Below are 25,650 nucleotides of genomic sequence, written 5' to 3' on the forward strand. Positions count from 1 at the left end.
TGCCCCGGGCTCACAACACCGGCAGCATGCGGTCCCGCTCGAAGGCCGAGACCTGGCCGCGGTACTCGTCCCACTCAGCCCGCTTGTTGCGCAGGAAGAAGTCGAAGACCTGCTCCCCCAGCGTCTCGGCGAGCAGCTCGGAGTGCTCGGCGATCGCGATGGCGTCGTGCAGGCTCTTGGGCAGCGGCTCGATGCCGAGGCTGCGGCGCTCGCGCTCGGTGAGCGCCCACACGTCGTCCTCGGCCTCGCGGGGCAGCTCGTAGTCGTTCTCGATGCCCTTCATGCCCGCGGCCAGCACCGCGGCGTACGCGAGATAGGGGTTGCACGCCGAGTCGATGGTGCGCAGCTCGACGCGGGTCGACTGACCCTTCATCGGCTTGTACATCGGGACCCGCACCATCGCGGAGCGGTTGTTGTGACCCCAGCAGATGTACGACGGCGCCTCGCCGCCGAACATCATCCGCTTGTAGGAGTTGACCCACTGGTTGGTCACGACGCTGATCTCGCTGGCGTGACGCAGGATGCCGGCGATGAACTGCCGACCGGTCTTCGAGAGCTGGTACTCCGCGCCGGCCTCGTAGAAGGCGTTCTGGTCGCCCTCGAAGAGCGACAGGTGCGTGTGCATGCCGGAGCCGGGGTGTGTGGTGAAGGGCTTGGGCATGAAGGTCGCCCAGATGCCCTGGTTGAGCGCGACCTCCCGGATGACCGTGCGGAAGGTCATGATGTTGTCGGCGGTGGTCAGCGCGTCGGCGTAGCGCAGGTCGATCTCCTGCTGGCCCGGGCCGCCCTCGTGGTGGCTGAACTCCACAGAGATGCCCATCGCCTCGAGCATCGTGATCGCCTCACGACGGAAGTCCGAGCCGTGCGAGTGGGCGGCGTGGTCGAAGTAGCCGCTGCGGTCGATCGGCACCGGCTCGTCGCCGGCGCGCGGCTCGTCCTTGAACAGGTAGAACTCGATCTCGGGGTGGGTGTAGAAGGTGAAGCCCTGCTCGGCCGCCTTGCCCAGGGTGCGCTTGAGGGCGTTGCGCGGGTCGGCGTACGACGGGGACCCGTCGGGCATCACGATGTCGCAGAACATCCGCGCCGTGGCCGGGCCCTCGCTGCTGCGCCAGGGCAGGATCTGGAAGGTCGTCGGATCGGGCAGCGCGAGCATGTCGGCCTCGTAGACGCGCGCGAAGCCCTCGATCGCGGACCCGTCGAACCCGATGCCCTCGGAGAAGGCCCCCTCGAGCTCGGCCGGGGCGACGGCCACCGACTTGAGGAACCCCAGCACGTCGGTGAACCACAGGCGCACGAACCGGACGTCGCGCTCCTCGAGAGCGCGCAGGACGAAGTCCTCTTGCTTACCCATGGCGGCAGCCTAGTGTCGTCACGTCACGCGCGTGTTTCGACAGGCCCGACCCGGACACAGCACCCCGCTCCCGGGGAGACCGCCTCGGCCTCGGCCGAGCCCTCCGAGCCGCCGAGCCGCTCGACCAGCCCGGTCACGAACGCGTGGTTGAGACCGCAGACCAGGTCGCGGTGCTCGGCCGCCAGGCGGTCGAAGGGACAGTTGGCCAGGGCCACGCCCGCCTCGTCCGCGCGCGGCTCGTAGCCCAGTGCGACGAGCGCGTCGAACAGCGCGGCCGGCCCCTGCCGCTGCGCCGCCACCTGCTCGGCCGCGTCCGCGGCCGCCGCGGCGAGCGCGTCGGTCATCGACATGCCCGCCAGGGTCCGCTCGACCGCGTCGGCCAGCACCTGCCCGGCCAGGTCGTAGCGCCGGCTCGGCACGCTCACCGTCAACTCCCGCCGCGACCGGCGGTAGAGCTTGGCCGGCCGCCCGGCCCCGGGCCCGCTCCGCCCGGTCAGTCGTCGGAACTCGGTCACCAGCAGGCCCTCCGCCACGAGACGCTCGAGGTGGAACTTCGCCGTGTGCCGGGGTACGTCGACGCCGCTCGCCGCCTGGTCGCGGCTCACCGCGCCGGGCTGCTCGGCGACGAACCGGTACAGCGCGCGGCGTACCGGGTCCGCCAGCGCCCCCACGCGCGCGACCCGCTGACCGAATGCCTCGTCCATGCCTGGCCCTCCCGCCGGCCCCTCCCGATCTCTAGCAGACACGAGTCTTGCCGAAAGACCGCCGCAGGTCTACCGTCGAAAGTGATGTCCCTTACAAGGGGACCTCCTCGAGAAAGGGGCCCGACATGGCCAGCACCCACGCGTGGGACAACCTCACCCACGAGATGCGCGAGGAGATGCACGACCTCACGCACTTCGCCACCGTCGACGCCGCGCACCAGGGCCGGGTGGCCCTCTGGGCGACGTTCACGGTGCTCCCCATCCTGTGGGGACTCGACATGATGACCACCGTCGTGACCGACAGCGCCACCTGGGAGGGCACGATCTCGACCTGGGCCGACAATCTGTTGCCGGGCAGCACCGCCGACGCGGTGATGTGGGTCGGCGCGATCACCCTCGTCATCGGCGTGCTCGTCGCGGCCCTGCCGCAGTTCGGCGGGGACGTCCTCGGGATCTGGTTCGCGATCCTCGCCGTGAACCTGTTCAGCGTCGAGCAGATGGCGTTCCTCGGCCTCGGCATGGCCGCCCTCGCCGTGTGCTGCTTCGCGATGGCGCGGATGATGCGCGGCGACCACCGCAGGGAGGTCTGAGCGCGGCCGCGCGTCACGCCGGCGCGGCCGCTACTCCGACGGGACGTGGGCCGCCAGCTCGGCCAGCCAGGCGGCCGGGCCGGCGTCCGACGGCATCCGCCAGTCGCCCCGCGGCGACATCGTGCCGCCCGGGCTGACCTTCGGGCCGTTCGGCAGCGCGGAGCGCTTGAACTGGCTGCTGAAGAAGCGCCTGATGAAGACCTCGAGCCACCTGCGGATCGTCGCGAGGTCGTACGACGCCTCGCCGGTCCCCCACGCGTGGTGGGCCAGGAAGGCGATCTTGCTCGGCCGGTAGCCGCGGCGCAGCACGTGGTAGAGCGTGAAGTCCTGCAGGGAGTAGGGGCCGACGGAGTCCTCGGTGCGCTGCTCGCCGCCGGGGATCAGCTCGGGCGTGATCTCCTGCTCGAGGATCGCCTGGAGGACCTGGTCGGCCTCGTCGTCGTAGTGCCCGTCGTGGAGCTGGTCGGTGTCGATCACCCACCGGATGAGGTGCTGGATCAGCGTCTTCGGCACGCCGGCGTTCACGTTGTAGTGCGACATCTGGTCGCCCACGCCGTACGTGCACCAGCCGAGCGCCAGCTCGGACAGGTCGCCGGTGCCGAGCACGATCCCGCCCCGGTGGTTGGCGAGCCGGAACAGGTAGTCGGTGCGCAGGCCCGCCTGGACGTTCTCGAAGGTGATGTCGTAGACCGGCTCGCCGTCCGCGAACGGATGCCCGAGGCCCTCCAGCATGGTCCGTGCGGCCGGCTTGATGTCGAGCTCCTCGAAGGTGCAGCCGAGCGCCTGGGAGAGCCGGGTGGCGTAGGACTTCGTGGTGTCCCCCGTCGCGAAGCCCGGCATGGTGAACGCGTGGATGTCGCTGCGCGGGCGCCCGAGCCGGTCCATGGCCTTGGCCGCGACGATCAGCGCGTGGGTCGAGTCGAGGCCACCGCTGACGCCGATCACGATCTTCGGCTGACCGATGGCGCTCAGGCGCTGCTCCAGCCCGGAGACCTGGATGTTGTAGGCCTCGTAGCAGTCCTGGTAGAGCCGCACCGGGTCGTCGGGCACGAAGGGGAACCGGGCGACCTCGCGGCGCAGCCCGATGTCGCCCGCCGGGGGCTCGAGCTCGAACTCGACGCGGGTGAAGTGGCGTGCGTCGACGCCCTCGGCCCCGCGGTTGTCGTCGAAGGTGCCCTGCCGCATGCGCTCCTGGCGCAGCCGGTCGAGGTCGACGTCGACCACGGTGGCCCGGGGACCGTCGGGGAACCGCTCGCTCTGCCCCAGCAGGTCGCCCATCTCGTAGACCATCGTCTGGCCGTCCCAGGACAGGTCCGTCGACGACTCGCCCTGACCCGCCGCGGCGTACACATAGGCGGCGTTGCAGCGGAAGCTCGCGCTGCGGGCGAGCAGGTGCCGGTCCTCGGAGCGCGCGATCGTGATCGGACTGCCGGACAGGTTGGCGAGCACGGTCGCCCCCGCGAGCGCGGCGTGGGCGCTCGGCGGGACGGGCACCCACATGTCCTCGCAGACCTCGACGTGCAGGTCCAGGCCGCGCACGTCGGTGGCGGAGAAGATGAGGTCGTTGCCGAACGGCACCCGCTCGCCGTTGAGCTCGATGCGGCCCTCGGCGGCGCACTGGTCGGCACCGGCCGCGAACCAGCGCGCCTCGTAGAACTCCCGGTACGTCGGCAGATAGGACTTCGGCGCGACCCCGAGCACCCGGCCGCCGTGGATCACCACGGCGCAGTTGAAGACCCGGTTGCCGCTCGCCAGCGGCGCTCCCACGACCAGCACGGGGCGCAGGTCGGCCGACGCCACGGTGAGCTCGAGGATCGCCTCACGCACCGCGTCGAGCAGCGTGTCCTGCAGGAACAGGTCGTCCACGGCGTACCCGGTCAGCCCCAGCTCGGGGAAGACCGCGACCGCCACCCCGTCGTCGTGCAGCGCCCGGGCCTGCTCCAGGACGCGGGCGGCGTTGGCGGCGGGGTCAGCGATCGCGACCGGCAGGGTCACCGCCGCGACCCGCGCGAAGCCGTGGGCGTAGGCCGAGTAGAAGTCCACGGGCCCACTCTAGGGATCGGCGAGCACGCGCCGGGCGATGAGTCGACGGGGTGGCACCGGTCTGCACCGCCATGAGCATCGCGAGCAGCCACATCCAGCCCTGCCTGTGGTTCGACGACGACCTGGAGGAGGCCGTCCGCTTCTACACCGCGATCTTCCCCAACTCCTCGATCGAGCACCTGGCCGCCGACGCCGGGGAGTTCACGCTCGACGGGCTGACCTTCCGCGGGATCAACGGCGGCCCGGCGTTCCCGTTCAGCCAGGCGGTGTCGTTCGCGATCTCCTGCACGGACCAGTCCGAGGTCGACTACTACTGGGACTCGCTCGCCGACGGCGGCGAGGAGTCGGTCTGCGGATGGCTCAAGGACCGGTTCGGCCTGTCCTGGCAGATCGTCCCGGAGCGGCTCTACGAGCTCGCCGCGGACCCGGATCCCGAGCGGGCGCTGGCCGTCGGACGGGCGATGCTCGGGATGCGCCGGATCGTCGTCGCGGAGCTCGAGGCGGCCGCCGACGCGGCCGGCCCGGGGTGACCGAGCACACAGCGCGCGGGGACCCTCGGCGGGACTAGCCTCGACGGTGCCCGTCCAACGAACGTGGACCCGCTCCGCGGGCCGCGAGTCACCCAGAACGGAGCTCGACGATGAGCAGCAGCACCCCCGAAGAGACGGCGCCGTACGGCGGCGCCCCCGCCGGGTCCGCGCCGATCCGGCGGATCCGCACCCACCACCTGCGGGAGATGAAGCAGCGCGGCGAGCGCTTCTCCATGCTCACCAGCTACGACCAGTTGACCGCGCAGATCTTCGACGAGGCGGGCATCGAGGTCCTCCTCGTCGGCGACAGCGCGTCCAACAACGTGCTCGGCAACACGACGTCCCTGCCGGTCACCGTCGACGAGCTGATCCCCCTGACCCGGGCGGTCAGCCGGTCGGTGTCGCGCGCGCTCGTGGTCGGCGACCTGCCGTTCGGCAGCTACCAGGCCTCGCCCGAGCAGGGCTACCTCACCGCCGTCCGGTTCATGAAGGAGGGCGGCGCCCACTGCGTCAAGCTCGAGGGCGGCGTCGAGATGGCGCCGCAGATCGAGCGGATGACCCGCGGTGGCATCCCGGTGATGGCCCACATCGGCTTCACGCCGCAGTCCGAGCACACCCTCGGCGGCTACCGGGTCCAGGGCCGCGGCGAAGCGGCCGACCGGGTCCTGCGCGACGCCCTCGCGGTGCAGGAAGCCGGCGCGTTCTCGGTCGTCATGGAGATGGTGCCCGGCGACGTGGCTGCGGAGGTCACCGCCAAGCTCGAGATCCCGACGATCGGCATCGGCGCCGGCAATCGCTGCGACGGCCAGGTGCTCGTCTGGCAGGACGCGTTCGGGCTGCGCACCGGCAAGATGCCGCGCTTCGTCAAGCAGTACGCCGACCTGCGCTCGGTCCTGCTCGACGCCGCCCGGTCCTACGACGCCGAGGTCAAGGACGGCAGCTTCCCCGGCCCGGAGCACACCTTCTGAGGCTCAGGCCCGTTTGAGACCGGCAGGGCGGCGTACCGTCGCTCCATGCGCGCGCGTCCCGCCGTCCTGTCGGTCCTCGCCTTGGCCGCGACGCTGGTCGCCGACGTCCTGGTCCCCACCCCGGCCAGCGCGGCGTCGTTCCGCGTCGAGGTGCTCGCCGAGGGCCTCGACCACCCGTGGGAGGTCGCCGAGCTGCCGACGGGCGACCTGCTCGTCACGCAGCGCGACCGGAGCACGCTGACGCTCGTGCCCGGCGGCGCCGGCACCCCGCGCGACCTCGCCTTCCCGAGCTCCCGGGTCTGGAACCTCGGCGAGACCGGCCTGCTCGGCCTCGCCGTCGACCCGGCGTTCGCGTCCAACCGGCGCATCTACACGTGCTCGGGCTGGCTCGCCGACGACGGTGGCCGCGACATCCGGGTCAACGCCTGGACCCTCGACGCCGGCCTGCATGCCGCGACGCTCGCCGGCCCCCTGGTGTCCGGGCTGCCGACGAGCCGGAGCGGACGCCACGGCGGCTGCCGACTCCTCGTCGCGCGCGACGGCTCGCTGCTGGTCGGCACCGGCGACGCCACGCGGTCCCGCGCCCCGCAGAGCCGGCGCTCGCTGGGAGGCAAGGTGCTGCGCGTCGACCGGTTCACCGGCCGCCCCGATCCGCGCAACCCGTGGGCAGACCGGTCGGGCAAGCGCCGCTACCTGCTCACCTACGGACATCGCAACGTGCAGGGCCTCGCCCAGCGGGCCGACGGCTCGCTGTGGTCGGTCGAGCACGGCACCGACCGTGACGACGAGGTCAATCTGCTGGGAGCCGGCCGCAACTACGGCTGGAACCCCGGCCCGGGCTACGACGAGACCCGCCCGATGACCGACCGCCGCCTGCCCGGGCGCCAGTACGCCGCGCGGTGGCGCTCCGGGCGCCCCACCATCGCCCCCTCCGGCGCCGCGTTCGTGGCCGGCCCCGCCTGGGGCCGCTTCGCGGGATGCCTCGCCGTGGCCGTCCTCAAGCGCCAGCGGCTGCTGTTCATCAAGCTCGACGATCGCGGCCGGGTGCGGTGGACCCGCGCCCCGCGCGACCTGCGCCATTTCGGCCGGCTGCGCGACGTCACCGCCGCCTCCGACGGCGCCCTGCTCGTCACTACCGACAACGGCGGTGGGCAGGACCGTGTGCTGCGGATCCGGCCCGCCTGACCCGGGTCGACGGGTGCCGGACGGTCAGGAGACGGGGCCGGCCTCCGGCTCGGTCTCGTCCTCGGGCCGGGCGCAGGCCTCGGCCGCGGGCTCGGCGGCGGGCTGCTCGGCCTCGTCCTCCGGCGCGGTGCACAGCTCGACCTCGGGCTCCCTCACCGGCGGCACCTGCGCCGCCGGCTCGGGACCGACCGCCGGCTCCGGCGTCGGCTCCGGTTCGGGCTTCGGCTTCGGCTCGGGCGTCGGCTCGGGGTCGGGCTTCGGCTCGGGGTCGGGCTGGGGCGTGGGTCCGGTCGTGGGCGGCGGTCCCGAGGCCGCCGGTTGCCCGGCCGGCGCCGGCGGTGGCTGGGGCAGCCCGACCGGAGCGTTCAGGACCGCGACGACCTGGGCCAGCATGGAGACGATGTCGGTGCAGTCGCACGCGGCGGGCACGGAGCCGTCGAGCGGTACGCCGACCGGGACGGTCGTCGGCCGTGCCGACGCCAGCGCCGCCGCCGACATCTCCTCGGCCTCGGCCCGGTAGGCCGCGACCAGCCGGCGCACGGCGCGCGGCAGGCGCGGGGAGGCGTCGTAGGTGCGCAGCGCCTTGCGCAGCGCCTGACCGTCGGAGAGGTCGTTGCCGCCGGCGCAGAGCAGGACGGCGGTGCCGAGCGTCGCGTCGTCGATGTCGTTGATGTCGCGGACCGAGTCGCCGTCGGCGTCGACCGCGACCCGCGCCCAGGTCTCGGGCAGCAGACCCATGGGTCCGACGGGGGCGTCCCACCGGGGGTTGCCGTCGAGCGCGCCGGCGTCGGTGTCGGAGACCCGGCTCCGGCCCGCCTTGCCGTTGAGCGGCCGGCCCACGACCGGCCCCTGGCCGTGGCTCGAGGCGAGCTTGCCGAGCGCGGCGAGGACCATCCAGTCGAGGTTGCAGGGGGCGGCGGCGTTGATGACCGTCGCCGCCCGCTGGTAGGCCATCACGACCTCGGTGGGCGCGTCGGCCAGGCGGTCGTCGGACCGGGTGCGGGCGGCGACGCTGCGGATGACGGGGTCCGGGGCGCTCTCCGCGGCAGGCGCGGCGACGGCGGGCGGCGCGGGAGGCGGCACGGTCGGATCGGGCGTCTCGACCGGGGTCGCGGCGGCCGGGCGGTCGGCGTCGGGGGTCGTGCGCCCACCCACCACCCCGGTCGTGGTCAGCACGACGGCGACGGCGGCCAGCACCGACACGATCGTGACGACCCGTCGGACGACACGTCCGGTCGGCCGGACGACGACCACCATGGATCCACCTGCTTCCTGGTCAGAGAGTCACTAGTCTCGCTCGAAATCCTGCCGTGCTCACGCAAACCCACAGAACTTGTCCGACTGGTCACGAAGTTGTCACCCAGGTGAGGGGCAGAGGAGGATGCGCGGGTGGCCGAGCTGATCTTCCGAACCGGGACGATGGACACGGGGAAGTCGACGCTGGCCCTGCAGACCAACCACAACCACGCGGCCCGCGGCCGGCGGGGACGGCTGTTCACCTCCCACGACCGCGCCGGCGCGGCGATGGTGTCCTCGCGCCTCGGACTGGTGGCCGACGCGCACGAGGTCGGTCCCGACTTCGACTTCTGGCGCTACACCGTCGACGCCCTCACCCAGGGCGCCCGCATCGACTACCTCATCTGCGACGAGGCCCAGTTCTACACCGCCGCGCAGGTCGACCAGTTGGCCAAGATCGTCGACGAGCTGCAGATCGACGTCTTCTGCTTCGGCATCCTCACCGACTTCCGGACCCGCCTCTTCCCCGGCTCCGCGCGCCTGGTGGAGCTGGCCGACCGCACCGAGGTCCTCCAGGTCGAGGCGCTGTGCTGGTGCGGCAAGCGAGCGACGCACAACGCCCGCACCGAGAACGGCGTCATGGTCACCGAGGGCGAGGTGATCGTCGTCGGCGACGTCGACGACCTCGCCGAGCCGGCCGCCGCCCACGTGGCCGACGACGTCGACGTCGCGTACGAGGTGCTCTGCCGCCAGCACCACCGCCGCGGCTTGACCGCGGCCCGGGCGCGGGCCGTCAGCCTGTCACCCGAGCCGCTGCCGTTCGTCTGATCAGCAGGCGCTGTAGGCCCGGGTGGCGGTCTTCTTCTTGCCGTTCGTGAGCTTGACCTTGACGTCGATCGAGGTGGCGGTCTTCGGGATGCCCGCGAGCACGACGCCCTTCTTCACGGCCTTCTTGATCTGCTTGGCCTTCACGGTGGCGACCTTGGCGCCCCCGGCGGTGAAGACGATCTTCTTGATCTTGCCCTTCTTGGCGGTCTTCTTCGCCGCCTTGGTGAGGGTCGCGTCGGCGGTGCCGGTCGCGCAGGTCACCTGCTCGGGCAGGCCGACGTACTTCACAGCCGGGCCCTCGGCCGATCCGTTCGGGGTGCCTGCCTGGCGGACCTCCAGCTTCCAGGGGAACGACGGCTCGGCAGCGAGCCGCTGCCCGGCCGGGGCCGGGAAGTCGACCGCGACCACGACCTGGACCTTCTCTCCCTTGGTGAGCGCCACCCCCTCGAGGTCGAGGACGCCGGGGGCGTCGCCCTCGTCGGTGACGTGGGTCGCGGCCAGGCAGGTCGCGCCACGGTAGACCTGCAGGAGGAGCAGATCCTCCGTGGCGGCGCCCGCCGCGCGCAGCGTGATCGTGGCCGGCGCGGTCGCCTGAGCGGTGACCTCGACGGTGTCGTAGTTGAGGGTGTACGGCACGCCCTCGGTGCCGCACTGCTCGGCAGGTGTCGGAGCGGGGAAGTCACGGACGGGATCGGTCGTCTCGACCGTGCCGGTGTAGGCCGTGTCGGCCACCGCGGAGGGACCCGAGAGCAGGACTGGCGCAAGCGCAACGGCGCTGATGGCCGCGAGGATGGTCGGGGTACGCATGCCGCGACTTTAGGGGGCACCGCGGCCCTGCCCAAGCACACGTCCGCGGACCGGAGGCGTCGACTCAGTCGACGAGGACCGGGATCAGCATCTCCTCGGGGGTCAGCGAGCCGTGCATCCCGATCAGCTTGGCCTCGTAGGGGAAGCCCTCGGTCGAGAGCACGGCGAAGTCGTCGCGGCAGGCCACGATCACGTCGCCGATCCGCGGCAGCACCGACGGGTCGACCGGGCCGAACCAGCCGCGGCCGATCGCCTCGGCCCGGGTGAGCACCTCGGCCCGTTCCGCCAGCCGCTCACGCCAGGTGGCGACCACGTCGGGCACCGCCCCGCCGGTGCAGTAGAGGTGCCGGAACCGCGCCTCGCCGCCGAGCAGGGCCACCCCGGAGCGCAGGTCGGCGTCGGCGGACGCGTCGATCCGGGCCTCGGCCGGCACGTCGACCATGCCGTGGTCCGCGATCACGACGAGCCGCCGGTCGGTGGGGAGCGCCTCGCGCAGCTGCTCGGCCTCGTGGTCGATCATGGCGAGCTGCTGGAGCCACTGGCTGGAGGCGACGCCCCAGCGGTGACCGGTCCAGTCCAGGTCCCCGTCGTAGACGTAGGTGAGCGTGGGCTGGCGCGGCGCCGGGGCCGAGGCGGCCACCACGGCCGCGATCCGCTCCCCGACCCGGTCCACGCCGACGTACTCCGCCCCGCGGTGCGCGGCGACGGTCAGCCCGCTTCCGTTGAACTCCCGCTTGTTGACGACCGTGACCCGCACCCCGGCGGCCTGCAGCGACGCGAACGCGGTGGGGTGCGGCTGCCATTCGACAGGGTCGACGTCGCCGTCCCACAGCAGCGCGTTGAGCAGGTCGCCGGTGCCGGGGATCCGGGTCGTGAAGCCGACCAGGCCGTGCGCGCCGGGGGTCAGACCGGTGCCGAGCGTGGTCAGCGAGGTGGACGTGGTCGAGGGGACGCTCGCGGTCGCCGGTGCCGAGGTCTCCAGCAGCGAGGAGAGGTACGGCGCCGCGTGGGCGTACCTCTCGAGCAGCCGGGCGCCGAGCCCGTCGATGAGGAAGATGACATACGACGACGCCTCGGGCAGGACCAGCCCCGTCGGAGCCGGCCCGAGCGGACTGCCGAGCGCGTGGGCCGCGGCCGGGACGATGTCCCCGAGCGAGCGGTCGCCGTACGCCGGCGCGCAGAAGTCAGCGCCCGCCACCCGGTCAGCCCCTCGTCAGCGCCGACAGCGACGCGGCGAAGGAGAGGAGGCCGCCGACCGCGTCCTTGCCGTCGGCGGCGGCGGAGACCCGCAGCGAGAAGTCGTCGGACGACATGGTGCCGGTGTAGCCGTGGTCGGCCTCGCACTGCGGGTCGTTGCAGCCCGCGGGCTCGAGGTCGACGCGGCTGACCGCTCCCCAGCCGATCGTGAGCACGGCCTCGGCGGGCGGGCGCGGGCCGGCGGTGGGGTTGGTGGTCATCCGGGTGACGACGACGGACGCCACCGAGCGCAGCGTGACGGCCTCGGTCGACGTCGAGGTGTACGGCTCGGGCAGCAGGTCGTCGCCCGCGTGCTCGTCGGTGTGGGCCAGGATCAGGCGGGACGGCGTCAGCACGATGACGGTCTGGTGGCGCCGCACCTCGTCCCGCTCGAAGGTCGGCTCGTGGTGGACGTAGAACGACACCACGGGCTCGCCGGCGACCGCGTCGACCACCGCGTCGGTGACGACCTCCGGGTAGTAGCCCGTGCGGTTGATCGCGGTGCGCAGGTCGGCGATCCGGTCCCCGTCAGTCATGCGCGCATCCTCGCACGACAGGCACGCCGCCCCTGCGGCACCTACTCGGGGATCGTGGTGACCAGGTCCGGCATCCGGCGGACCAGCGAGTCGGGGCGCGGGTCCTTGACGGCCGCGACCCGCGCCGAGGCGGTCAGCACCGACGCCGAGTCGACGCCGGCCAGCACGAGGGACAGCTCCAGCGAGCTGACCTGCGGCAGGTCGTTCTGCAGGACCGCCACCCGCGTGATGAGGTCCTCGATCGCCGCCACGTCGACCGGGTCGGCTCCGCGGTAGCCGAACAGCAGCGGCGACGCCTTCACCTCGCGCACCATCGCCGCGACCTCGTGGGCGCCCAGGGGCGGGATCCGGTAGGACCAGTCCCCCACCAGGTCGATGACCGGCCCGGAGACGCCGAAGGACACGACCGGGCCGAACAGCGGGTCCTCGAAGCTCCGCACCGCGATGGGTACGCCGGTCGGCGCGTTGCGCTGCACGACGAACCGGCCGACGGCGGGGTCGATCAGCCCGGCCAGGTAGTTCCAGGCCTCCTCCATGTCCTGCGCGTCGGGGATGTTGCGCCACACGTGGATCTGGTCGGGGCGCTCGCGCACCGAGGCGAGCGTCGACTTGAGCACGACGTCCCACCCGAGCCGCTCCCCCGCAGCGATGGCCGCCGGCAGGTCCGCGACCTCCACCGAGGGCCACAGCTCGATGCCGTAGGCGCGCAGCAGCACGGCGACCTGGTCCTGGTCGAGCTCGACCTCGCGGTCGGCCGCGACCACCTCGGGGTCCGCGAGGATCCGCTCCACCAGTCGCTTGGCGCTGCGGGCGTCCACCTCGCCGGCGTCCGCCGCCGGGCCGTCGGGCGCGTGCAGCCACACGGCGTACTCCACGACCCGGGCCAGGGCCCGGACCGCCGCCTCGACCGCGGGGTACGACGGCACCGAGCCGCGTCCCGCCGACGAGCCGGCGACGTCGGGCACCCGCAGGAGCTCCGGGATGCCCTCCGCGCCGAGGAAGGACGACACCAGCGGCTTGTCCGACTGCTCCCCCACCGCGGCCAGCACGTTGGCGACCTCCTCGCCGGAGACGTCGAGCGGCGGGATGTAGACCGCGATCACCGAGTCGACGTCGGGATCGTCGATGGCGTCGTCGAGAGCGTCCTCGAAGTCCTCGGCGGTGGCGTCGGCGCCCAGGGCCACCGAGCGGTTGACCACGAGGCCCACCGCGGACGCGGCGTCGGCGGCGAGCAGGCCCAGCGCGTCGGAGTTGCCGACGATCGCCACCCGCCGCCCGCGCGGGAGCGGCTGGTGGGCGAGCAGCTGGGCGACGTCGAACATGTCGTCGAGGGTGTCGACCTGGATGACGCCCGCCTGGCGGAACATCGCGTCGACCGCGGCCTGCGGCGCACCGATGCGGCGCACCGTGTGCCCCATCGGCACGCCCTGCGTCGTCCGGCCCGACCGGACGGCGACGATGGGCTTGCGAGCAGAGACCCGGCGGGCGATGCGCGAGAACTTGCGCGGGTTGCCGATCGACTCGAGGTACATCATGACGACCTCGGTCGCGTCGTCCTCCTCCCAGTACTGCAGGAGGTCGTTGCCCGAGACGTCGGCGCGGTTGCCGGCGCTGACGAAGGTCGAGATGCCCAGGCCCCGGTTCTTGACCTTCTCCAGGATCGCCGAGCCGAGCGCGCCGGACTGGCAGAAGAAGCCGGCCCGGCCGCGGGCCGGCATGACCGACGAGAGCGAGGCGTTGACCTGGACGACCGGGTCGGTGTTGAGCACGCCCAGGCAGTTGGGGCCGATCAGCCGCAGGCCGTAGGAGCGGCACAGGCCGGCCAGGTGACGCTGCCGCTTGCGGCCCTCCTCGCCGGTCTCGGCGAAGCCCGAGGAGATCACGATCAGCCCGTGCACGCCCTTGTTGGCGCAGTCGAGGACCACGTCGGTCACCGCCTCGGCCGGGACCGCCACGATGGCGACGTCGACGTCGTCGGGGATCTCGTTGACGTTCTTGTAGGCCGGGATGCCCGACACGGCGGGGGCGCTCGGGTTGACGACGTAGACCCGGCCGGTGAAGTCACCGTTGACCAGGTTGCGCACCAGCACCTGGCCGATCGTGTCCTGCCGGCGGCTGGCACCGATGATCGCGACCGAGCGCGGGTGGAAGAAGCGGTGGATCGAGGCCGCCTCGGCCGCGTGCTCGCGGTCGCGCATGACCCCGATCGCGGTATCGGTCGGGTCGATCGGGAACTCCAGGGTGATGACCCCGTCGTGGTAGCCGCTGACCACGCGGTAGCCGGCGTCGCGGAAGGTCTGGATCATCCGGGAGTTGTCGGGCAGCACCTCGGCGGTGAACCGTTCGACGCCGCGCTCGCGCCCGGCCTGGGCCAGGTGCTCCAGGAGGAGCTGGGCGATGCCCCGGCCCTGGTGCTCGTCCTCGACCAGGAAGGCGACCTCGGCCTCGTTGTCGCCCACCACGTCGTACCGGCCGACCGCGATCATCCGCTCCTGGAGGATGAGGACCAGCGCGACCCGGTCGCGGTGGTCGACATGGGTGAACCGGCGCACGTCGCGCTCGGACAGCACCGGCATCGGCGAGAAGAACCGGTAGTACTTCGACTCGTCGGACACCCGCGCGTAGAACTCGACGAGCAGCTCGTCGTCCTCGGCCCGGATCGGCCGGATGTGCGCCGTACGACCGTCCCGCAGCAGGACGTCGCCCTCCCAGTGCGCGGGCGGCGCCTCGATCTCGTCGGTGGGGGTGGGGTCGCCGGGGCTCACACGGAGAAATCTATCGGGTCATCCGCGAGCCCCCGGCCCGCTCGTCGGAGGCAACCGGAAGAATGAGGTCCATGGCACGGCGCACGAAGCAGGAGCCCCTCCCGGAGGACTTCGAGGAGCACATCCTCGACACCGACATCCGCGACGAGATGCAGTCGTCGTTCCTGGAGTACGCCTACTCCGTCATCTACTCCCGCGCTCTCCCCGACGCCCGCGACGGGCTGAAGCCGGTGCAGCGCCGGATCCTCTACACGATGAACGACATGAGCCTCCGGCCCGACCGGGGGCACGTGAAGTCCGCCCGCGTCGTCGGCGAGGTCATGGGTCGCCTGCACCCCCACGGCGACGGTGCGATCTACGACGCCCTGGTCCGCACGGCCCAGTCGTGGTCGCTGCGGCTGCCCTTCGTCGATGGGCACGGCAACTTCGGCTCGCCCGACGACCCGCCGGCGGCCATGCGTTACACGGAGTGCCGGATGGCGCCGCCCGCGCTGGCGATGACGGAGTCGATCGACGAGGACACCGTCGACTTCAAGCCCAACTACGACAGCCGCGAGTACGAGCCGACGGTGCTCCCCTCGGCGATCCCCAACCTGGTCGTCAACGGTACGACGGGCATCGCGGTCGGCATGGCGACCAACATGGCGCCGCACAACCTGGTCGAGGTGGTCCAGGCCCTGCGCCACCTCATCCAGCACCCCAAGACCGACATCGACGGGCTGATGCGGTTCATCCCCGGTCCCGACCTGCCGACCGGCGGCAAGATCGTCGGCCTCGACGGCATCCGCGACGCCTACGAGACCGGCCGCGGCGTGTTCAAGATGCGCGCCACCGCCCGCGTCGAGACGATCGGGCGCCGCAAGGGCATCGTCGTGACCGAGCTGCCCTACGGCGTCGGCACCGAGAAGGTCGTCGAGCGCATCAAGGTGCTCGTGCAGTCCAAGAAGCTGCAGGGCATCGCCGACATCAAGGACCTCACCGACCGCGAGAACGGCCTGCGCCTGGTGATCGAGGTCAAGAACGGCTTCGTGCCGGAGGCCCTGCTCGAGCAGCTCTACAAGCTGACCCCGCTCGAGGACTCCTTCGGCATCAACAACGTCGCCCTCGTCGACGGCCAGCCCCGCACCATGGGGCTCAAGGAGATGCTCGAGGTCTTCCTCCAGCACCGCTACGACGTCGTCCGTCGCCGCTCGCAGTTCCGCCGCAACAAGAAGGCCGCGCGCCTCCACCTCGTCGACGGCCTGCTGCTGGCCCTCCTCGACATCGACGAGGTCATCCAGGTCATCCGCACCAGCGACAACTCGACGGCCGCCAAGGAGCGGCTGATGACCGTCTTCGAGCTCTCCGAGGTCCAGGCCGAGTACATCCTCGAGATGCAGCTGCGCCGGCTCACCAAGTTCTCCCGCCTCGAGCTCGAGAAGGAGCAGGAGGAGCTGCGCAGAGAGATCGAGGAGCTCGACGCGATCCTCGCCGACGAGGGCCTGCTCAAGAAGCAGGTCTCCACCGAGCTGGCCGACGTCGCGAAGACCTTCGGCACGCCGCGTCGTACCGTCCTGCTGGAGTCGGCGGGCACCACCGCGATCGCCGCCGCGACGGCGTCCCTCGAGGTCCCCGACGACCCGTGCTTCGCGCTGATGTCGTCCACCGGCCTGCTGGCCCGCACCAGCAATGCCGACGAGATCGGCACGGGCGGTGGCCGGGCCAACCACGACGTCGTCGTCTCCGCGGTCCGCACGACGGCGCGCGCCGACATCGGGGTGATCACGTCCGCCGGACGCCTGCTCCGGTTGGCCGTCCTCGACCTGCCGGCGATCCCGCCCTCGGCCAACGAGCCCAACCTCCAAGGCGGCCTCCCGCTCTCCGAGGTGCTCGAGCTCGCCACCGGCGAGCGGGCGCTCGCGCTGACCACGCTCACCACCGAGGGTCCCGGTCTCGCGCTCGGCACCCGGCAGGGTGTGGTGAAGCGGGTCAACCCCGAGGTCCTCAACAAGGACGAGTGGGAGGTCATCGGCCTCAAGGAGGGCGACGAGGTGGTCGGCGCGGTCGAGCTGCGCACGGGCCAGGAGGAGCTCTGCTTCGTCACCTCCGACGCCCAGCTGCTCCACTACCCCGCCGACACCGTGCGTCCGCAGGGCCGCTCCGGCGGCGGCATGGCCGGCGTCCGCGTGACCGACGGCGAGCGGGTGGTCTGGTTCGGCGTCCTCGACCTCAACTCCCCCGGCGGCGTGGTGCTGGTGACCTCGTCCGGCTCCTCGACCGCCCTGCCCGGCACCGAGCCCGGCTCGGTCAAGGTGACCGACTTCTGGGAGTACCCCGCCAAGGGGCGGGCGACCGGCGGCGTGCGCTGCCACCGCTTCCTCAAGGGCGAGGACACGCTGGTCTTCGCGTGGGCGGGTCCCGCCCCCGCCCGGGCCGCGGCGACCAGCGGCGCGCCCGTCGACCTGCCGGAGGCCAACGGTCGTCGCGACGGGTCCGGGGTCCCGGGCAGCCAGGCCCTCGCGGCGGCGGCCGGGCCGCTGCTGGTGACCCTGGGTGTGTCAGGGTGAGCGCATGACGACCTCGACCCGTGTCGCCGCCGGCCTGCTCTCCGCACTCGTCGCCGTCGGCGGCCTCTCCGCCTGCTCCGGGGACGACGACTCGCCCGACGCCACGTCGTGGTCGGACGCCGGCGCGAAGGCCAAGGACCTGCTCGACGCCACCAGCGGGGTCGAGGTCAGCCTGTCGACCGGCGACGACCCGGGTGTCGACTACCTCAAGGCCGCGAGCGGCACGATCATCGCCGACCCCGCCGCCTTCGAGGGCGAGGTCAGCGGCAAGGTCGCCGGCTTCTCGGTGAGCGGCGTCCCGGTGATCTCGGTCGACGGCACGCTGTGGATCGACCACATCGCGCTCGGCGGATGGAGCGACCGCTTCCAGCCCGGGGACCTCTGCGCGCCCGACCCGGCCCGGCTGCTCGACCCGTCGGTCGGCGTCTCGTCGGTGCTGACCAGCAGCACCGACGTCGAGGCGGGCGAGTCCGAGCGCGGCGGCGAGGACAACAAGGAGGTCTTCCACACCTACTCCGGCACCGCGACGGGTGACTCGATCCGCGCGATCCTTCCCTGCGCCGAGGGCGACGACTTCGAGGCGACCTACCGCGTCGACGACGACGGCTACCTCCGCACGGCGCGGCTGACCGGGGTCTTCTTCCCCGACTCCGAGTCGGTGACCTACACGATCGACATCACCGAGTACGACGTCGAGAAGGACATCTCGGCCCCGAAGTGAGGCGGCACCGATGAGCGGGGCGAACCGGCTGCTGCTGGGCTTCTGCGCCGTCGCGGTCGCGTTCGCGGCGGTCGACACCTATGTCGTCGTCCTCGCCCTGCCGGACATGATGGCCGGTGCCGGCATCCCCGTCGAGGAGCTGCAGCGGGCCGCGCCGATCGTCTCCGGCTTCCTGCTCGGCTATGTCGCGATGCTGCCGCTGATCGGCCGGATCGCCGACCTGCGCGGCCAGGTGCCCGTCCTGGTCATGTCGCTGGTCGTGTTCGCCGCGGGCTCGCTGGTCACCGCGATCTCCTACGACCTGCCCAGCATGGTCGCGGGCCGCTTCCTCCAGGGCGTGGGCGGCGGCGGGCTGGTCCCGGCGACCATGTCGCTGGTCGCCGCCCTCTACCCGGTCGAGCGGCGGGGCCTGCCGCTGGGGATCGTGTCGGCGGTCCAGGAGTTCGGCAGCGTCCTCGGCCCGCTGTTCGGCGCGTTCGTCCTCTCGTTCACCTCCTGGCGCGGCATCTTCGCGATCAACCTCGCGGTCGGCGTCCTGCTCCTGGTCGCGGTCGGTGCGGCGAGCTCGTCGCACGGCCGCCGGGGCGCCGGAGGAGACGGAGGAGGCGAAGGGGCGGAGGCGACGGGCCGGGACGCCCGCCGCCGGCTTCCCGACGTGGTCGGCATCCTCCTCCTCGCCGCCACCCTCGGCGCCGGCTTCCTCACCTTCGTCCAGCCCGGCTCCCTGCAACGCGACCTGTCCTGGGGCCGGCTGTTCATCCCGTACGTCGACGGCGGCGGCCGCTGGGTGACCCCGGTCGGCGTGGCGACGATCGCCGCGTCCGTCCTGTTCGTCGCCTGGTGCTGGCTCCGGCCCCGGGCACTGGTCGACCTGCGCGGCTGGCTCGCGCACCTGCGGGCGGCCGACCTGCTCGGGGCGAGCCTCCTGGCGATCGTCCTCGGCGGCATCGTGCTCGCCTTCGCGACCGCGGACCCCGAGGTCGCCGTGTTCTCCCCCCAGGGCCCGTGGTTCCTCGCCGGCTCGGCTGTCGCCGCGGTGCTCCTGGTGCTGCATCTGCGCCGGTCGCCGGCGCCGATCGTGCCGCGGGGAACCCTCCGTCCGGTCCCCGCCTGGGGGGCGCTCGCGGTGAGCTTCCTGGTCGGGTGGGCGCTGATCGCCGCGCTGGTCGACATCCCGCTCTTCGCCCGCACCACCACCGAGCAGGACTCCCAGCTCGGCGCGGCGCTGGTCCTGCTCCGCTTCCTGGCCGCACTCCCGGTCGGCGCGGTCCTCGGCGGATGGCTGCTGCGCCGGGTCGACGCCGGCGTGCTCACCGCCATCGGCATGGCCGTCGCGGGTGGCGCCTTCCTCGCCATGGGCCAGTGGGACGCCGACAGTCTCGAGGGGTTCGCCGCCAACGTCCCGCTCGTCCTCGGCGGGCTCGGCTTCGGGCTCGCGCTGGCACCCGTCAACGCGGCCATCCTCGCGGTCACCGACGACGACACCCACGGCTTGGCCAGTGCGCTGGTCGTGGTGGCCCGCATGGTCGGCATGCTCGTCGGCATCTCCGCCCTGACCACCATCGGTCTGCGCCGGCTCTACGCCGCGCAGGAGTCCGACCCGGGCCTCGGCATCACGGAGCTGGGGATCGTGCAGGAGCAGGCGGTCTTCCGGGGCGCCGCCGTCGCCGCCCTCGCCGCCGCGCTCCTGGCCCTGCTCGTGCTCTCCCGGGTCCGCACCCAGAACGTGGACACCGCGGAGGCGCTGCGGGCCGGCGGATAACCTGACGGTCATGGGTGAATTCGACGATCTGCTGAAGGCGAACCGGGACTACGCCGAGAAGTTCGACCAGGGCGGGTTCGACGGCAAGGCCCATGCCGGTGTCGCCATCGTGACCTGCATGGACTCCCGGATCGACCCGCTGCGGATGCTCGGCCTCGACTACGGCGATGCCAAGATCTTCCGCAACCCGGGCGGCCGGGTGACCGAGGCCGCTCTCGAGGCACTGGTCCTGGGGGCGCACCTGCTCAACGTCGACCGGATCCTGGTGATCCCCCACACCCGCTGCGCGATGGCCTCGAGCACGGAGGCCGAGATCCACGACAAGATCGGCGCCGCCGTCGGGCAGGACGTCACCTGGCACGCGTTCCACGTGATCGCCGACCAGAAGGCCGCGCTGGCCGAGGACGTCCGCAAGGTCACCTCCCACCCGCTGATCCCCGACTCGGTGAAGGTCGGCGGGTTCATCTACGACGTCGACACGGGCCTGCTCAGCCAGGAGGTCTGACACCGACGGTAGGTTTCCGGAGGACCGGGACCTGCCGTACGTGTCACCGCGGCCAGGTCGGTTGTCCACAGCCACGCAGCCGCCGTGTTCCCGGTCCGGCCGCCGCGGGCAGGGCCACCTCCATGACAGACGAGTGGCGCCCGCGACTGCCCGGTGCACCGTCGGTGACCTGGCCGGTTCCCGTCGATCCCTCCGGACGCGCGGGACCGACGCGCGGGCAGGCCGCCGGCCCCCGGTGGCGACGGAGCAGTCTCAACCTCTACGTGCCGTCCTCCGTCGACCGATCTTCGCCTGAACAGCGCATCGTGGAGGCGTTCGCACGGTCGCGCGGCGGAGGTGTCGTCACCGGGTGGGCGGCGCTGCGCCTGCACCTGGTGACCTACTTCGACGGGCTCGGCGCCCACGCCGGGACGCCGGCCCCGGTGCCACTCATCGAAGGGCACGCCCGGCTGAGATCCACCCCGGAGGTGCTGGTCGTCCGGAGCCAGGTGTCCGACGCCGACATCGTGCTCCTTCGTGGCGTGCGGTGCACGACCCCCGAACGAGCTCTCCTCGATCACCTCGCGCGGCTGGACGACGTGCGCGAGGCCGTGGTGGCACTCGACATGGCGACAGCCGCCCAGGTGACGTCGATCCGCCGGTTCACCGCCCATCTCGACCAACGCGCGCGCCCGGGGCACCCGCCTCGCCCGGGAAGCCTTGCCTTTCGCCGGCGAGCACAGCGCGTCTCCCCAGGAGTCCCGGTTCCGCCTGATCTGGCAGCTCGACGCCGGGTGGCCGCGCCCCCTCGTCAACCGCGACGTCCTCGACCTGGAGGGCAGGTTCCTCGGCCGTCCCGACCTGCTCGACCCCGAGCGCGGGATCGTCGGCGAGTTCGCCGGGGCGGTCCATCGCCACCGCTCCCGGCACCGCAGCGACGTCCGCCGCGAGGACCTGTTCCGCCGCGCGGGTCTCGAGTACGTCGAGGTCGTGGGGGCCGACCTCCGGGACCGGGCTTTGGTGGTCGACCGGATGGAGGCCGCCGCGGCCCGGGCGGGACGCCAGCCGCGTCGTTGGCAGCTCGGGCCGACGCCGACGCCGCTGGACGATGTGCTCGACCAGCGCGACGCGATGATCGCGCTCGCCGAGCAAGGCACCCCTGGTCGCGCCGAATGACTCCCACGGCAGGTTTCCGGAGGACCGGGACCTGCCGTACGTGTCACCGCGGCCGAGGCCGGCGCTCAGAGCAGGTCGCGCAGCCGCTGGTCCACCAGCGCGCCGGGCAGGTCGCCCAGGCCGGCGCCGAGGGTCGCCAGGTCGCCGATCGCGGTCACCCGGTCGAGCAGCGCGGTGGTGGCACCCACCGGGTCGCTCCCGAGCCGGGCATCCATCAGCAACGGGCAGTCCACAGCACCGCCGTCCGGCTCCGGCGGCAGCGCGGCGGTCCAGCAGCCGACCTCCAGCCGCAGCGGCGCGGTCGGTCCCACGCCGTCGGCCAGCACGTCGACGTACCAGAACAGCTCCCCGACCGGGATCCGCAGGTGTCCGCGCCGGGCCTTGGCGCCGCGCGCCTTGAGCAGCTTGACGACGGCGGCGCGGTCGCTCATGCGTCGAGCGTCTCCATGTCGACCTCGTAGGCGCCCTGGATGATGAACTCCTTGCGCGGCGCGACGTCGCTGCCCATGAGCAGCTCGAAGACCTCGGAGGCGACCTCGAGCTCGTCGACGGTCAGCCGGCGCAGGGTACGACGGCGCGGGTCCATCGTGGTCTCGGCCAGCTGGTCGGCGTCCATCTCACCGAGGCCCTTGTAGCGCTGGACCGGGTCCTTCCAGCGGACTCCTCGCTTCTTGAGCTCCGCGAGCTTGCGCTGCAGCTCGTCGTCGGAATAGGTGTAGACGTACTTCTCCTGGCCCTTCTTGGGGTTGGAGATCTCGATGCGGTGCAGCGGGGGCACCGCGGAGTAGACCCGTCCGGCCTTGACCAGGTCGGGCATGTACTTGAAGAACAGCGTCGCCAGCAGGGTCCGGATGTGGGCGCCGTCGGAGTCGGCGTCGGCCATGAAGATGACCCGCCCGTAGCGGCGGGCGTCGAGGTCGAAGGTGCGGCCCGAGCCGGCGCCGACGACCTGGATGATCGAGGCACACTCGGCGTTCTTGAGCATGTCGCCCACCGACGCCTTCTGGACGTTGAGGATCTTGCCGCGGATCGGCAGCAGCGCCTGGAACTCCGCGTTGCGGGCCAGCTTGGCGGTGCCGAGCGCCGAGTCGCCCTCGACGATGAACAGCTCGGTGCGCTCGTTGTCGCCGGAGCGGCAGTCGGCGAGCTTGGCGGGCAGCGTCGAGGACTCCAGCGCGTTCTTGCGGCGCTGGGTCTCCTTGTGCTGCCGCGCCGCGATGCGGGTCTTGGACGCCGAGACGACCTTCTCCATCAGCAGCTTGGCCTGGGCCTTCTCGGCCCGCTTGGTCGAGGTCAGGAACTCCTTGAGCTCCTTGGCCACGACCTTGCGGACCACGGTCCGCGCCGCGGGGGTGCCGAGGATCTCCTTGGTCTGCCCCTCGAACTGGGGCTCGGCGAGCCGCACGGTCACCACGGCGGTCATGCCCTCGAGGATGTCGTCCTTGATGACGTCGTCGTCGTTGACCTTGAGCGCCTTGGACGCCCGCATCGCGTCGTTGAACGTCTTGGTCAGCGCCGCCTCGAAGCCCGAGACGTGGGTGCCCCCCTTGGGGGTCGCGATCACGTTGACGAACGAGCGCAGCTCGGTGTCGTAGCCGCTGCCCCACCGCACCGCGACGTCGACGGACAGCTCCCGCTCGACGTCCTGCGGGGTCATGTGGCCCTTGTCGTCGAGCAGCGGCACCGTCTCGGTGAACACGTCGCTGCCCTGCAGCCGGAGCACCTCGGTGACCGCCTCGCCGGTGGAGAGGTAGTCGCAGAACTCGCCGATGCCGCCGTCGTGGCGGAACTTCTCCTCGGTCCACTCCGCGCGGTCGGCGGCGCGCTGGTCGCTGATGACCAGCTCCAGGCCCGGGACGATGAACGACGTCTGCCGGGCCCGCCCGATCAGGCCGTCGAGGACGAACTCGGCGTCCTTGGTGAAGATCTGGCGATCGGGCCAGAACCGGATGCGGGTGCCCGACCTCCCCTTGGCGACCCGACCACCCTTGCGGGTCAGGCCGGACTGCGGGGTGAAGGCGCCGCCGGGGCCCTCGCCGTCGAACACGCCCGGGACGCCGCGCTGGAAGCTGATCCCCTGGCTGGCCGGCGAGCGATCCACGTCGATGTCCATCCGGCTCGACAGTGCGTTGACGACCGAGAGGCCGACGCCGTGCAGACCACCCGTGGCGACGTACGAGCCCCCGCCGAACTTGCCGCCGGCGTGGAGCTTGGTCGCCACCACCTCGACGCCGGGGAGCCCCGTCTTGGGCTCCTTGTCGGTCGGGATGCCGCGCCCGTCGTCGTAGACCTCCACGGAGTCGTCGGCGTGCAGGATCACCTCGACCCGGCGGGCGAAGCCGCCGAGGGCCTCGTCGACGCCGTTGTCGATGATCTCCCAGAGGCAGTGCATCAGCCCCCGGGTGTCGGTGGAGCCGATGTACATCCCGGGACGCTTCCGCACGGCCTCGAGGCCCTCGAGGACCAGGAGGTGGGCTGCGTTGTAGGTGTTGTCGGCGATGACCGGCTCCTCACGGTGGATCACGGGTACTTCCAAGGACATGAATCTACCCGCGACACGCCGGAGGACGATGCAGGGACACGGGTGCCGGGGGATGTCGAATGACGGCAGGACCGTCATCGGGCCGCCCACGCGTCTGCGGGAGCGGCGGGTGATGATCACAAGGTGGTTTCGAGCAGTGGAAAATGGCCGACCGATCCTCCGGCGGATGCTTGGATGGTCGGGAAGCACAACTGGACACAAGTGGAATGGAACACATGCGGACGGGAATCTTTTGCCCCGGCCGCTACGTTGATCCGGACGACACCCGATGAGGATGTCATCGCATCGATTGAGAGGGCCCGAGATGACAACTGCTGTTGCTCCCAGTGCCGCGTTGACCGCGGAGGACCGCTGCGACCGGTGTGGTGCCCAGGCCTACCTCCGCGTCGAGCTCGCCTCGGGCGGAGAGCTCCTCTTCTGTGCTCACCACGCCCGTGAGCACGGGGACGCGCTCAAGGACATCGCCGTGCGCTTCCACGACGAGACCCACAAGCTCACGGAGAAGCCGGCGCCCGTCGCCGACTGAGGTCTCCGTCGCACAGGTCCCGGGTCCCCCGGGGCCTGTGCGCTTTTTCGGACTCCCCGCGCGGCCGGTGACCACCGAGGTTAGCCTTACCTCATGAAACTCCGCCTCGCCGCCGCCGCGGCCGCCAGCCTGGCGCTGGCCCTGTCCGCCTGCTCCTCCGACGTCGCGGACGACGACGCGGAACCCGCCTCCGGCGCCTCGGCGACGCCGGAGGGCCCGTGGTCCTTCACCGACGGCTCCGGCGAGGTCGTCACGCTCGACGAGGCGCCGACCCGGATCATCGCGCACGCACCCGCGGCGGCCGCCCTCATCTCGTACGGCATCCGGCCGGTCGGCATCTACGGCGACGAGCCCGTCGAGACCGATCCCAACCTCGACGGCGTCGACCTCACCGGCATCGAGATCCTCGGTGAGGAGTGGGGATCCATCGACGTCGCCAAGGCCTCCACCCTGGCGCCGGACCTGATCGTGGCGGACTGGTGGCCCGCCGAGGAGGCGCACTCCGGGCTCGAGAACAGCGTGAAGGCGAAGAGCAAGAAGCTCGCCGAGCTGGCCCCCGTCGTGGGCCCGTCGCAGGGGGGATCGATCCTCAACCTGGCCGAGGGCTACGAAGAGCTCGCCGCGAGCCTCGGCGCCGACGTCGAGGACTCCCAGGGCGCCGAGGACAAGGCGGCCTTCGAGGAGGCCCGCGACGCCTTCATCGCCGCGATGGAGGACAAGGACATCACCGCCCTGGCCGTCTCGCCGATGGCCGACCTGCTCTACGCCGCCAACCCGGAGTACGCCCCGGAGCTGCTCGACTTCACCGAGTGGGGGCTGCAGGTCGTCGTTCCCGACTCCCCCGACCCGGACTTCCCGTACTGGGAGAACCTGAGCTGGGAGAACGCCGACAAGTACCAGCCCGACGTGCTCCTCATCGACAGCCGCAGCTTCGAGGAGGCCACGAAGGTCGTCGCCGACCAGCCGACCTGGACGTCGATCCGCGCGGCCGAGGCCGGACAGCTCATCGAGTGGCCGGCGTTCTGGCTGCACACCTATGCCGACTACGCCGACGCCCTCACCCAGCTGACCGCCGACCTCGCCGAGGTCGACGACACCATCGGCGACTGACCAG

The 25,650-nt window shown here is 72.0% G+C and carries 22 protein-coding genes; 12 read left to right on the top strand and 10 right to left on the bottom strand.

The window, feature by feature from the left end:
- Nucleotides 1–10: 10 nt before the first annotated feature.
- The gene (locus ACPZVR_RS14840) at nt 11–1,351 is read right to left on the bottom strand and encodes a glutamine synthetase family protein (RefSeq protein WP_436700375.1); all 1,341 of its coding nucleotides are present in this window, start codon (nt 1,349–1,351) and stop codon (nt 11–13) included.
- 23 nt (nt 1,352–1,374) lie between these two features.
- Nucleotides 1,375–2,055 (bottom strand): helix-turn-helix transcriptional regulator, encoded by a 681-nt coding sequence (locus tag ACPZVR_RS14845; protein ID WP_436700376.1) that lies wholly within the window; start codon nt 2,053–2,055, stop codon nt 1,375–1,377.
- Between the two features lie 125 nt (nt 2,056–2,180).
- Here ACPZVR_RS14845 and ACPZVR_RS14850 point away from each other — a divergent pair, with 125 nt between their 5' ends.
- Entirely contained in the window at nt 2,181–2,645 is a 465-nt protein-coding gene (locus ACPZVR_RS14850; RefSeq protein WP_436700377.1) for a hypothetical protein, read from the top strand.
- A 30-nt stretch (nt 2,646–2,675) separates the two neighbouring features.
- Here the strand turns inward: ACPZVR_RS14850 and ACPZVR_RS14855 are convergent, their stop codons facing one another.
- The gene (locus tag ACPZVR_RS14855; RefSeq protein ID WP_436700378.1) at nt 2,676–4,688 is read right to left on the bottom strand and encodes an NAD(+) synthase; all 2,013 of its coding nucleotides are present in this window, start codon (nt 4,686–4,688) and stop codon (nt 2,676–2,678) included.
- A gap of 71 nt (nt 4,689–4,759) precedes the next feature.
- On the opposite strand from ACPZVR_RS14855, the gene ACPZVR_RS14860 reads away from it, so the two are divergent.
- The 3 genes from ACPZVR_RS14860 (at nt 4,760) to ACPZVR_RS14870 (ending at nt 7,371) form a co-directional block, all read left to right on the top strand.
- The gene (locus ACPZVR_RS14860; protein ID WP_436700379.1) at nt 4,760–5,218 is read left to right on the top strand and encodes a VOC family protein; all 459 of its coding nucleotides are present in this window, start codon (nt 4,760–4,762) and stop codon (nt 5,216–5,218) included.
- Between the two features lie 110 nt (nt 5,219–5,328).
- Nucleotides 5,329–6,186: a 3-methyl-2-oxobutanoate hydroxymethyltransferase gene (panB, locus tag ACPZVR_RS14865; protein ID WP_436700380.1), complete on the top strand. Its 858-nt coding sequence runs from the start codon at nt 5,329–5,331 to the stop codon at nt 6,184–6,186.
- A gap of 45 nt (nt 6,187–6,231) precedes the next feature.
- Nucleotides 6,232–7,371 carry a PQQ-dependent sugar dehydrogenase gene (locus tag ACPZVR_RS14870; protein WP_436700381.1) on the top strand — a complete coding sequence of 380 codons (1,140 nt, stop codon included), beginning with the start codon at nt 6,232–6,234 and terminating at the stop codon, nt 7,369–7,371.
- A gap of 24 nt (nt 7,372–7,395) precedes the next feature.
- Here ACPZVR_RS14870 and ACPZVR_RS14875 read toward each other — a convergent pair whose 3' ends face one another.
- Nucleotides 7,396–8,628: a lysozyme family protein gene (locus ACPZVR_RS14875; RefSeq protein WP_436700382.1), complete on the bottom strand. Its 1,233-nt coding sequence runs from the start codon at nt 8,626–8,628 to the stop codon at nt 7,396–7,398.
- Nucleotides 8,629–8,760: 132 nt separating this feature from the next.
- On the opposite strand from ACPZVR_RS14875, the gene ACPZVR_RS14880 reads away from it, so the two are divergent.
- Nucleotides 8,761–9,435: a thymidine kinase gene (locus tag ACPZVR_RS14880; RefSeq protein ID WP_436700383.1), complete on the top strand. Its 675-nt coding sequence runs from the start codon at nt 8,761–8,763 to the stop codon at nt 9,433–9,435.
- On the opposite strand, the gene ACPZVR_RS14885 is transcribed toward ACPZVR_RS14880, so the two are convergent.
- From ACPZVR_RS14885 to ACPZVR_RS14900, 4 genes are all read right to left on the bottom strand, one after another.
- Nucleotides 9,436–10,242 carry a hypothetical protein gene (locus ACPZVR_RS14885; RefSeq protein ID WP_436700384.1) on the bottom strand — a complete coding sequence of 269 codons (807 nt, stop codon included), beginning with the start codon at nt 10,240–10,242 and terminating at the stop codon, nt 9,436–9,438.
- A 64-nt stretch (nt 10,243–10,306) separates the two neighbouring features.
- Nucleotides 10,307–11,440, bottom strand: a complete 1,134-nt coding sequence (locus ACPZVR_RS14890) for an alkaline phosphatase family protein (protein WP_436700385.1) — start codon at nt 11,438–11,440, stop codon at nt 10,307–10,309.
- A 4-nt stretch (nt 11,441–11,444) separates the two neighbouring features.
- Nucleotides 11,445–12,014 carry a DUF5998 family protein gene (locus ACPZVR_RS14895; RefSeq protein WP_436700386.1) on the bottom strand — a complete coding sequence of 190 codons (570 nt, stop codon included), beginning with the start codon at nt 12,012–12,014 and terminating at the stop codon, nt 11,445–11,447.
- 41 nt (nt 12,015–12,055) lie between these two features.
- Entirely contained in the window at nt 12,056–14,779 is a 2,724-nt protein-coding gene (locus ACPZVR_RS14900; RefSeq protein ID WP_436700387.1) for a bifunctional acetate--CoA ligase family protein/GNAT family N-acetyltransferase, read from the bottom strand.
- Between the two features lie 71 nt (nt 14,780–14,850).
- Here ACPZVR_RS14900 and ACPZVR_RS14905 point away from each other — a divergent pair, with 71 nt between their 5' ends.
- The 5 genes from ACPZVR_RS14905 to ACPZVR_RS14925 all read left to right on the top strand — a co-directional run bounded on the left by ACPZVR_RS14905 (nt 14,851) and on the right by ACPZVR_RS14925 (nt 21,468).
- The gene (locus ACPZVR_RS14905; protein WP_436700388.1) at nt 14,851–17,325 is read left to right on the top strand and encodes a DNA gyrase/topoisomerase IV subunit A; all 2,475 of its coding nucleotides are present in this window, start codon (nt 14,851–14,853) and stop codon (nt 17,323–17,325) included.
- 4 nt (nt 17,326–17,329) lie between these two features.
- On the top strand, nt 17,330–18,046 hold the full coding sequence (locus ACPZVR_RS14910; RefSeq protein ID WP_436700389.1) for an LppX_LprAFG lipoprotein: 717 nt from the start codon (nt 17,330–17,332) through the stop codon (nt 18,044–18,046).
- Between the two features lie 10 nt (nt 18,047–18,056).
- Nucleotides 18,057–19,808, top strand: a complete 1,752-nt coding sequence (locus ACPZVR_RS14915; RefSeq protein WP_436700390.1) for an MFS transporter — start codon at nt 18,057–18,059, stop codon at nt 19,806–19,808.
- 10 nt (nt 19,809–19,818) lie between these two features.
- Nucleotides 19,819–20,313 carry a beta-class carbonic anhydrase gene (locus ACPZVR_RS14920; RefSeq protein ID WP_436700391.1) on the top strand — a complete coding sequence of 165 codons (495 nt, stop codon included), beginning with the start codon at nt 19,819–19,821 and terminating at the stop codon, nt 20,311–20,313.
- A 699-nt stretch (nt 20,314–21,012) separates the two neighbouring features.
- Entirely contained in the window at nt 21,013–21,468 is a 456-nt protein-coding gene (locus ACPZVR_RS14925; protein ID WP_436700392.1) for a hypothetical protein, read from the top strand.
- A 65-nt stretch (nt 21,469–21,533) separates the two neighbouring features.
- On the opposite strand, the gene ACPZVR_RS14930 is transcribed toward ACPZVR_RS14925, so the two are convergent.
- A complete protein-coding gene (locus ACPZVR_RS14930; RefSeq protein WP_436700393.1) occupies nt 21,534–21,899 on the bottom strand; it encodes a hypothetical protein in 366 nt (121 codons plus the stop codon).
- On the bottom strand, nt 21,896–24,010 hold the full coding sequence (locus ACPZVR_RS14935) for a DNA gyrase/topoisomerase IV subunit B (RefSeq protein WP_436700394.1): 2,115 nt from the start codon (nt 24,008–24,010) through the stop codon (nt 21,896–21,898). The genes ACPZVR_RS14930 and ACPZVR_RS14935 overlap by 4 nt, the downstream gene beginning before the upstream one ends.
- Nucleotides 24,011–24,314: 304 nt before the next feature.
- Here ACPZVR_RS14935 and ACPZVR_RS14940 point away from each other — a divergent pair, with 304 nt between their 5' ends.
- Complete coding sequence (locus ACPZVR_RS14940; protein ID WP_436700395.1) at nt 24,315–24,536, top strand: DUF7455 domain-containing protein; 222 nt, start codon at nt 24,315–24,317, stop codon at nt 24,534–24,536.
- A 93-nt stretch (nt 24,537–24,629) separates the two neighbouring features.
- Nucleotides 24,630–25,646 carry an ABC transporter substrate-binding protein gene (locus ACPZVR_RS14945; protein ID WP_436700396.1) on the top strand — a complete coding sequence of 339 codons (1,017 nt, stop codon included), beginning with the start codon at nt 24,630–24,632 and terminating at the stop codon, nt 25,644–25,646.
- The last annotated feature ends 4 nt before the right edge of the window (nt 25,647–25,650 follow it).

It is taken from the genome of Nocardioides segetis (assembly GCF_051390595.1).
GTDB lineage: Bacteria > Actinomycetota > Actinomycetes > Propionibacteriales > Nocardioidaceae > Nocardioides.

Bases quoted from the DNA above. Each gene is read 5' to 3' on its own strand.
- ACPZVR_RS14840 (WP_436700375.1), bottom strand. From the start codon at position 1,351: ATGGGTAAGCAAGAGGACTTCGTCCTGCGCGCTCTCGAGGAGCGCGAC.
- ACPZVR_RS14845 (WP_436700376.1), bottom strand. From the start codon at position 2,055: ATGGACGAGGCATTCGGTCAGCGGGTCGCGCGCGTGGGGGCGCTGGCG.
- ACPZVR_RS14850 (WP_436700377.1), top strand. From the start codon at position 2,181: ATGGCCAGCACCCACGCGTGGGACAACCTCACCCACGAGATGCGCGAG.
- ACPZVR_RS14860 (WP_436700379.1), top strand. From the start codon at position 4,760: ATGAGCATCGCGAGCAGCCACATCCAGCCCTGCCTGTGGTTCGACGAC.
- panB (WP_436700380.1), top strand. From the start codon at position 5,329: ATGAGCAGCAGCACCCCCGAAGAGACGGCGCCGTACGGCGGCGCCCCC.
- ACPZVR_RS14870 (WP_436700381.1), top strand. From the start codon at position 6,232: ATGCGCGCGCGTCCCGCCGTCCTGTCGGTCCTCGCCTTGGCCGCGACG.
- ACPZVR_RS14875 (WP_436700382.1), bottom strand. From the start codon at position 8,628: ATGGTGGTCGTCGTCCGGCCGACCGGACGTGTCGTCCGACGGGTCGTC.
- ACPZVR_RS14885 (WP_436700384.1), bottom strand. From the start codon at position 10,242: ATGCGTACCCCGACCATCCTCGCGGCCATCAGCGCCGTTGCGCTTGCG.
- ACPZVR_RS14895 (WP_436700386.1), bottom strand. From the start codon at position 12,014: ATGACTGACGGGGACCGGATCGCCGACCTGCGCACCGCGATCAACCGC.
- ACPZVR_RS14905 (WP_436700388.1), top strand. From the start codon at position 14,851: ATGGCACGGCGCACGAAGCAGGAGCCCCTCCCGGAGGACTTCGAGGAG.
- ACPZVR_RS14910 (WP_436700389.1), top strand. From the start codon at position 17,330: ATGACGACCTCGACCCGTGTCGCCGCCGGCCTGCTCTCCGCACTCGTC.
- ACPZVR_RS14915 (WP_436700390.1), top strand. From the start codon at position 18,057: ATGAGCGGGGCGAACCGGCTGCTGCTGGGCTTCTGCGCCGTCGCGGTC.
- ACPZVR_RS14920 (WP_436700391.1), top strand. From the start codon at position 19,819: ATGGGTGAATTCGACGATCTGCTGAAGGCGAACCGGGACTACGCCGAG.
- ACPZVR_RS14930 (WP_436700393.1), bottom strand. From the start codon at position 21,899: ATGAGCGACCGCGCCGCCGTCGTCAAGCTGCTCAAGGCGCGCGGCGCC.
- ACPZVR_RS14935 (WP_436700394.1), bottom strand. From the start codon at position 24,010: ATGTCCTTGGAAGTACCCGTGATCCACCGTGAGGAGCCGGTCATCGCC.
- ACPZVR_RS14940 (WP_436700395.1), top strand. From the start codon at position 24,315: ATGACAACTGCTGTTGCTCCCAGTGCCGCGTTGACCGCGGAGGACCGC.
- ACPZVR_RS14945 (WP_436700396.1), top strand. From the start codon at position 24,630: ATGAAACTCCGCCTCGCCGCCGCCGCGGCCGCCAGCCTGGCGCTGGCC.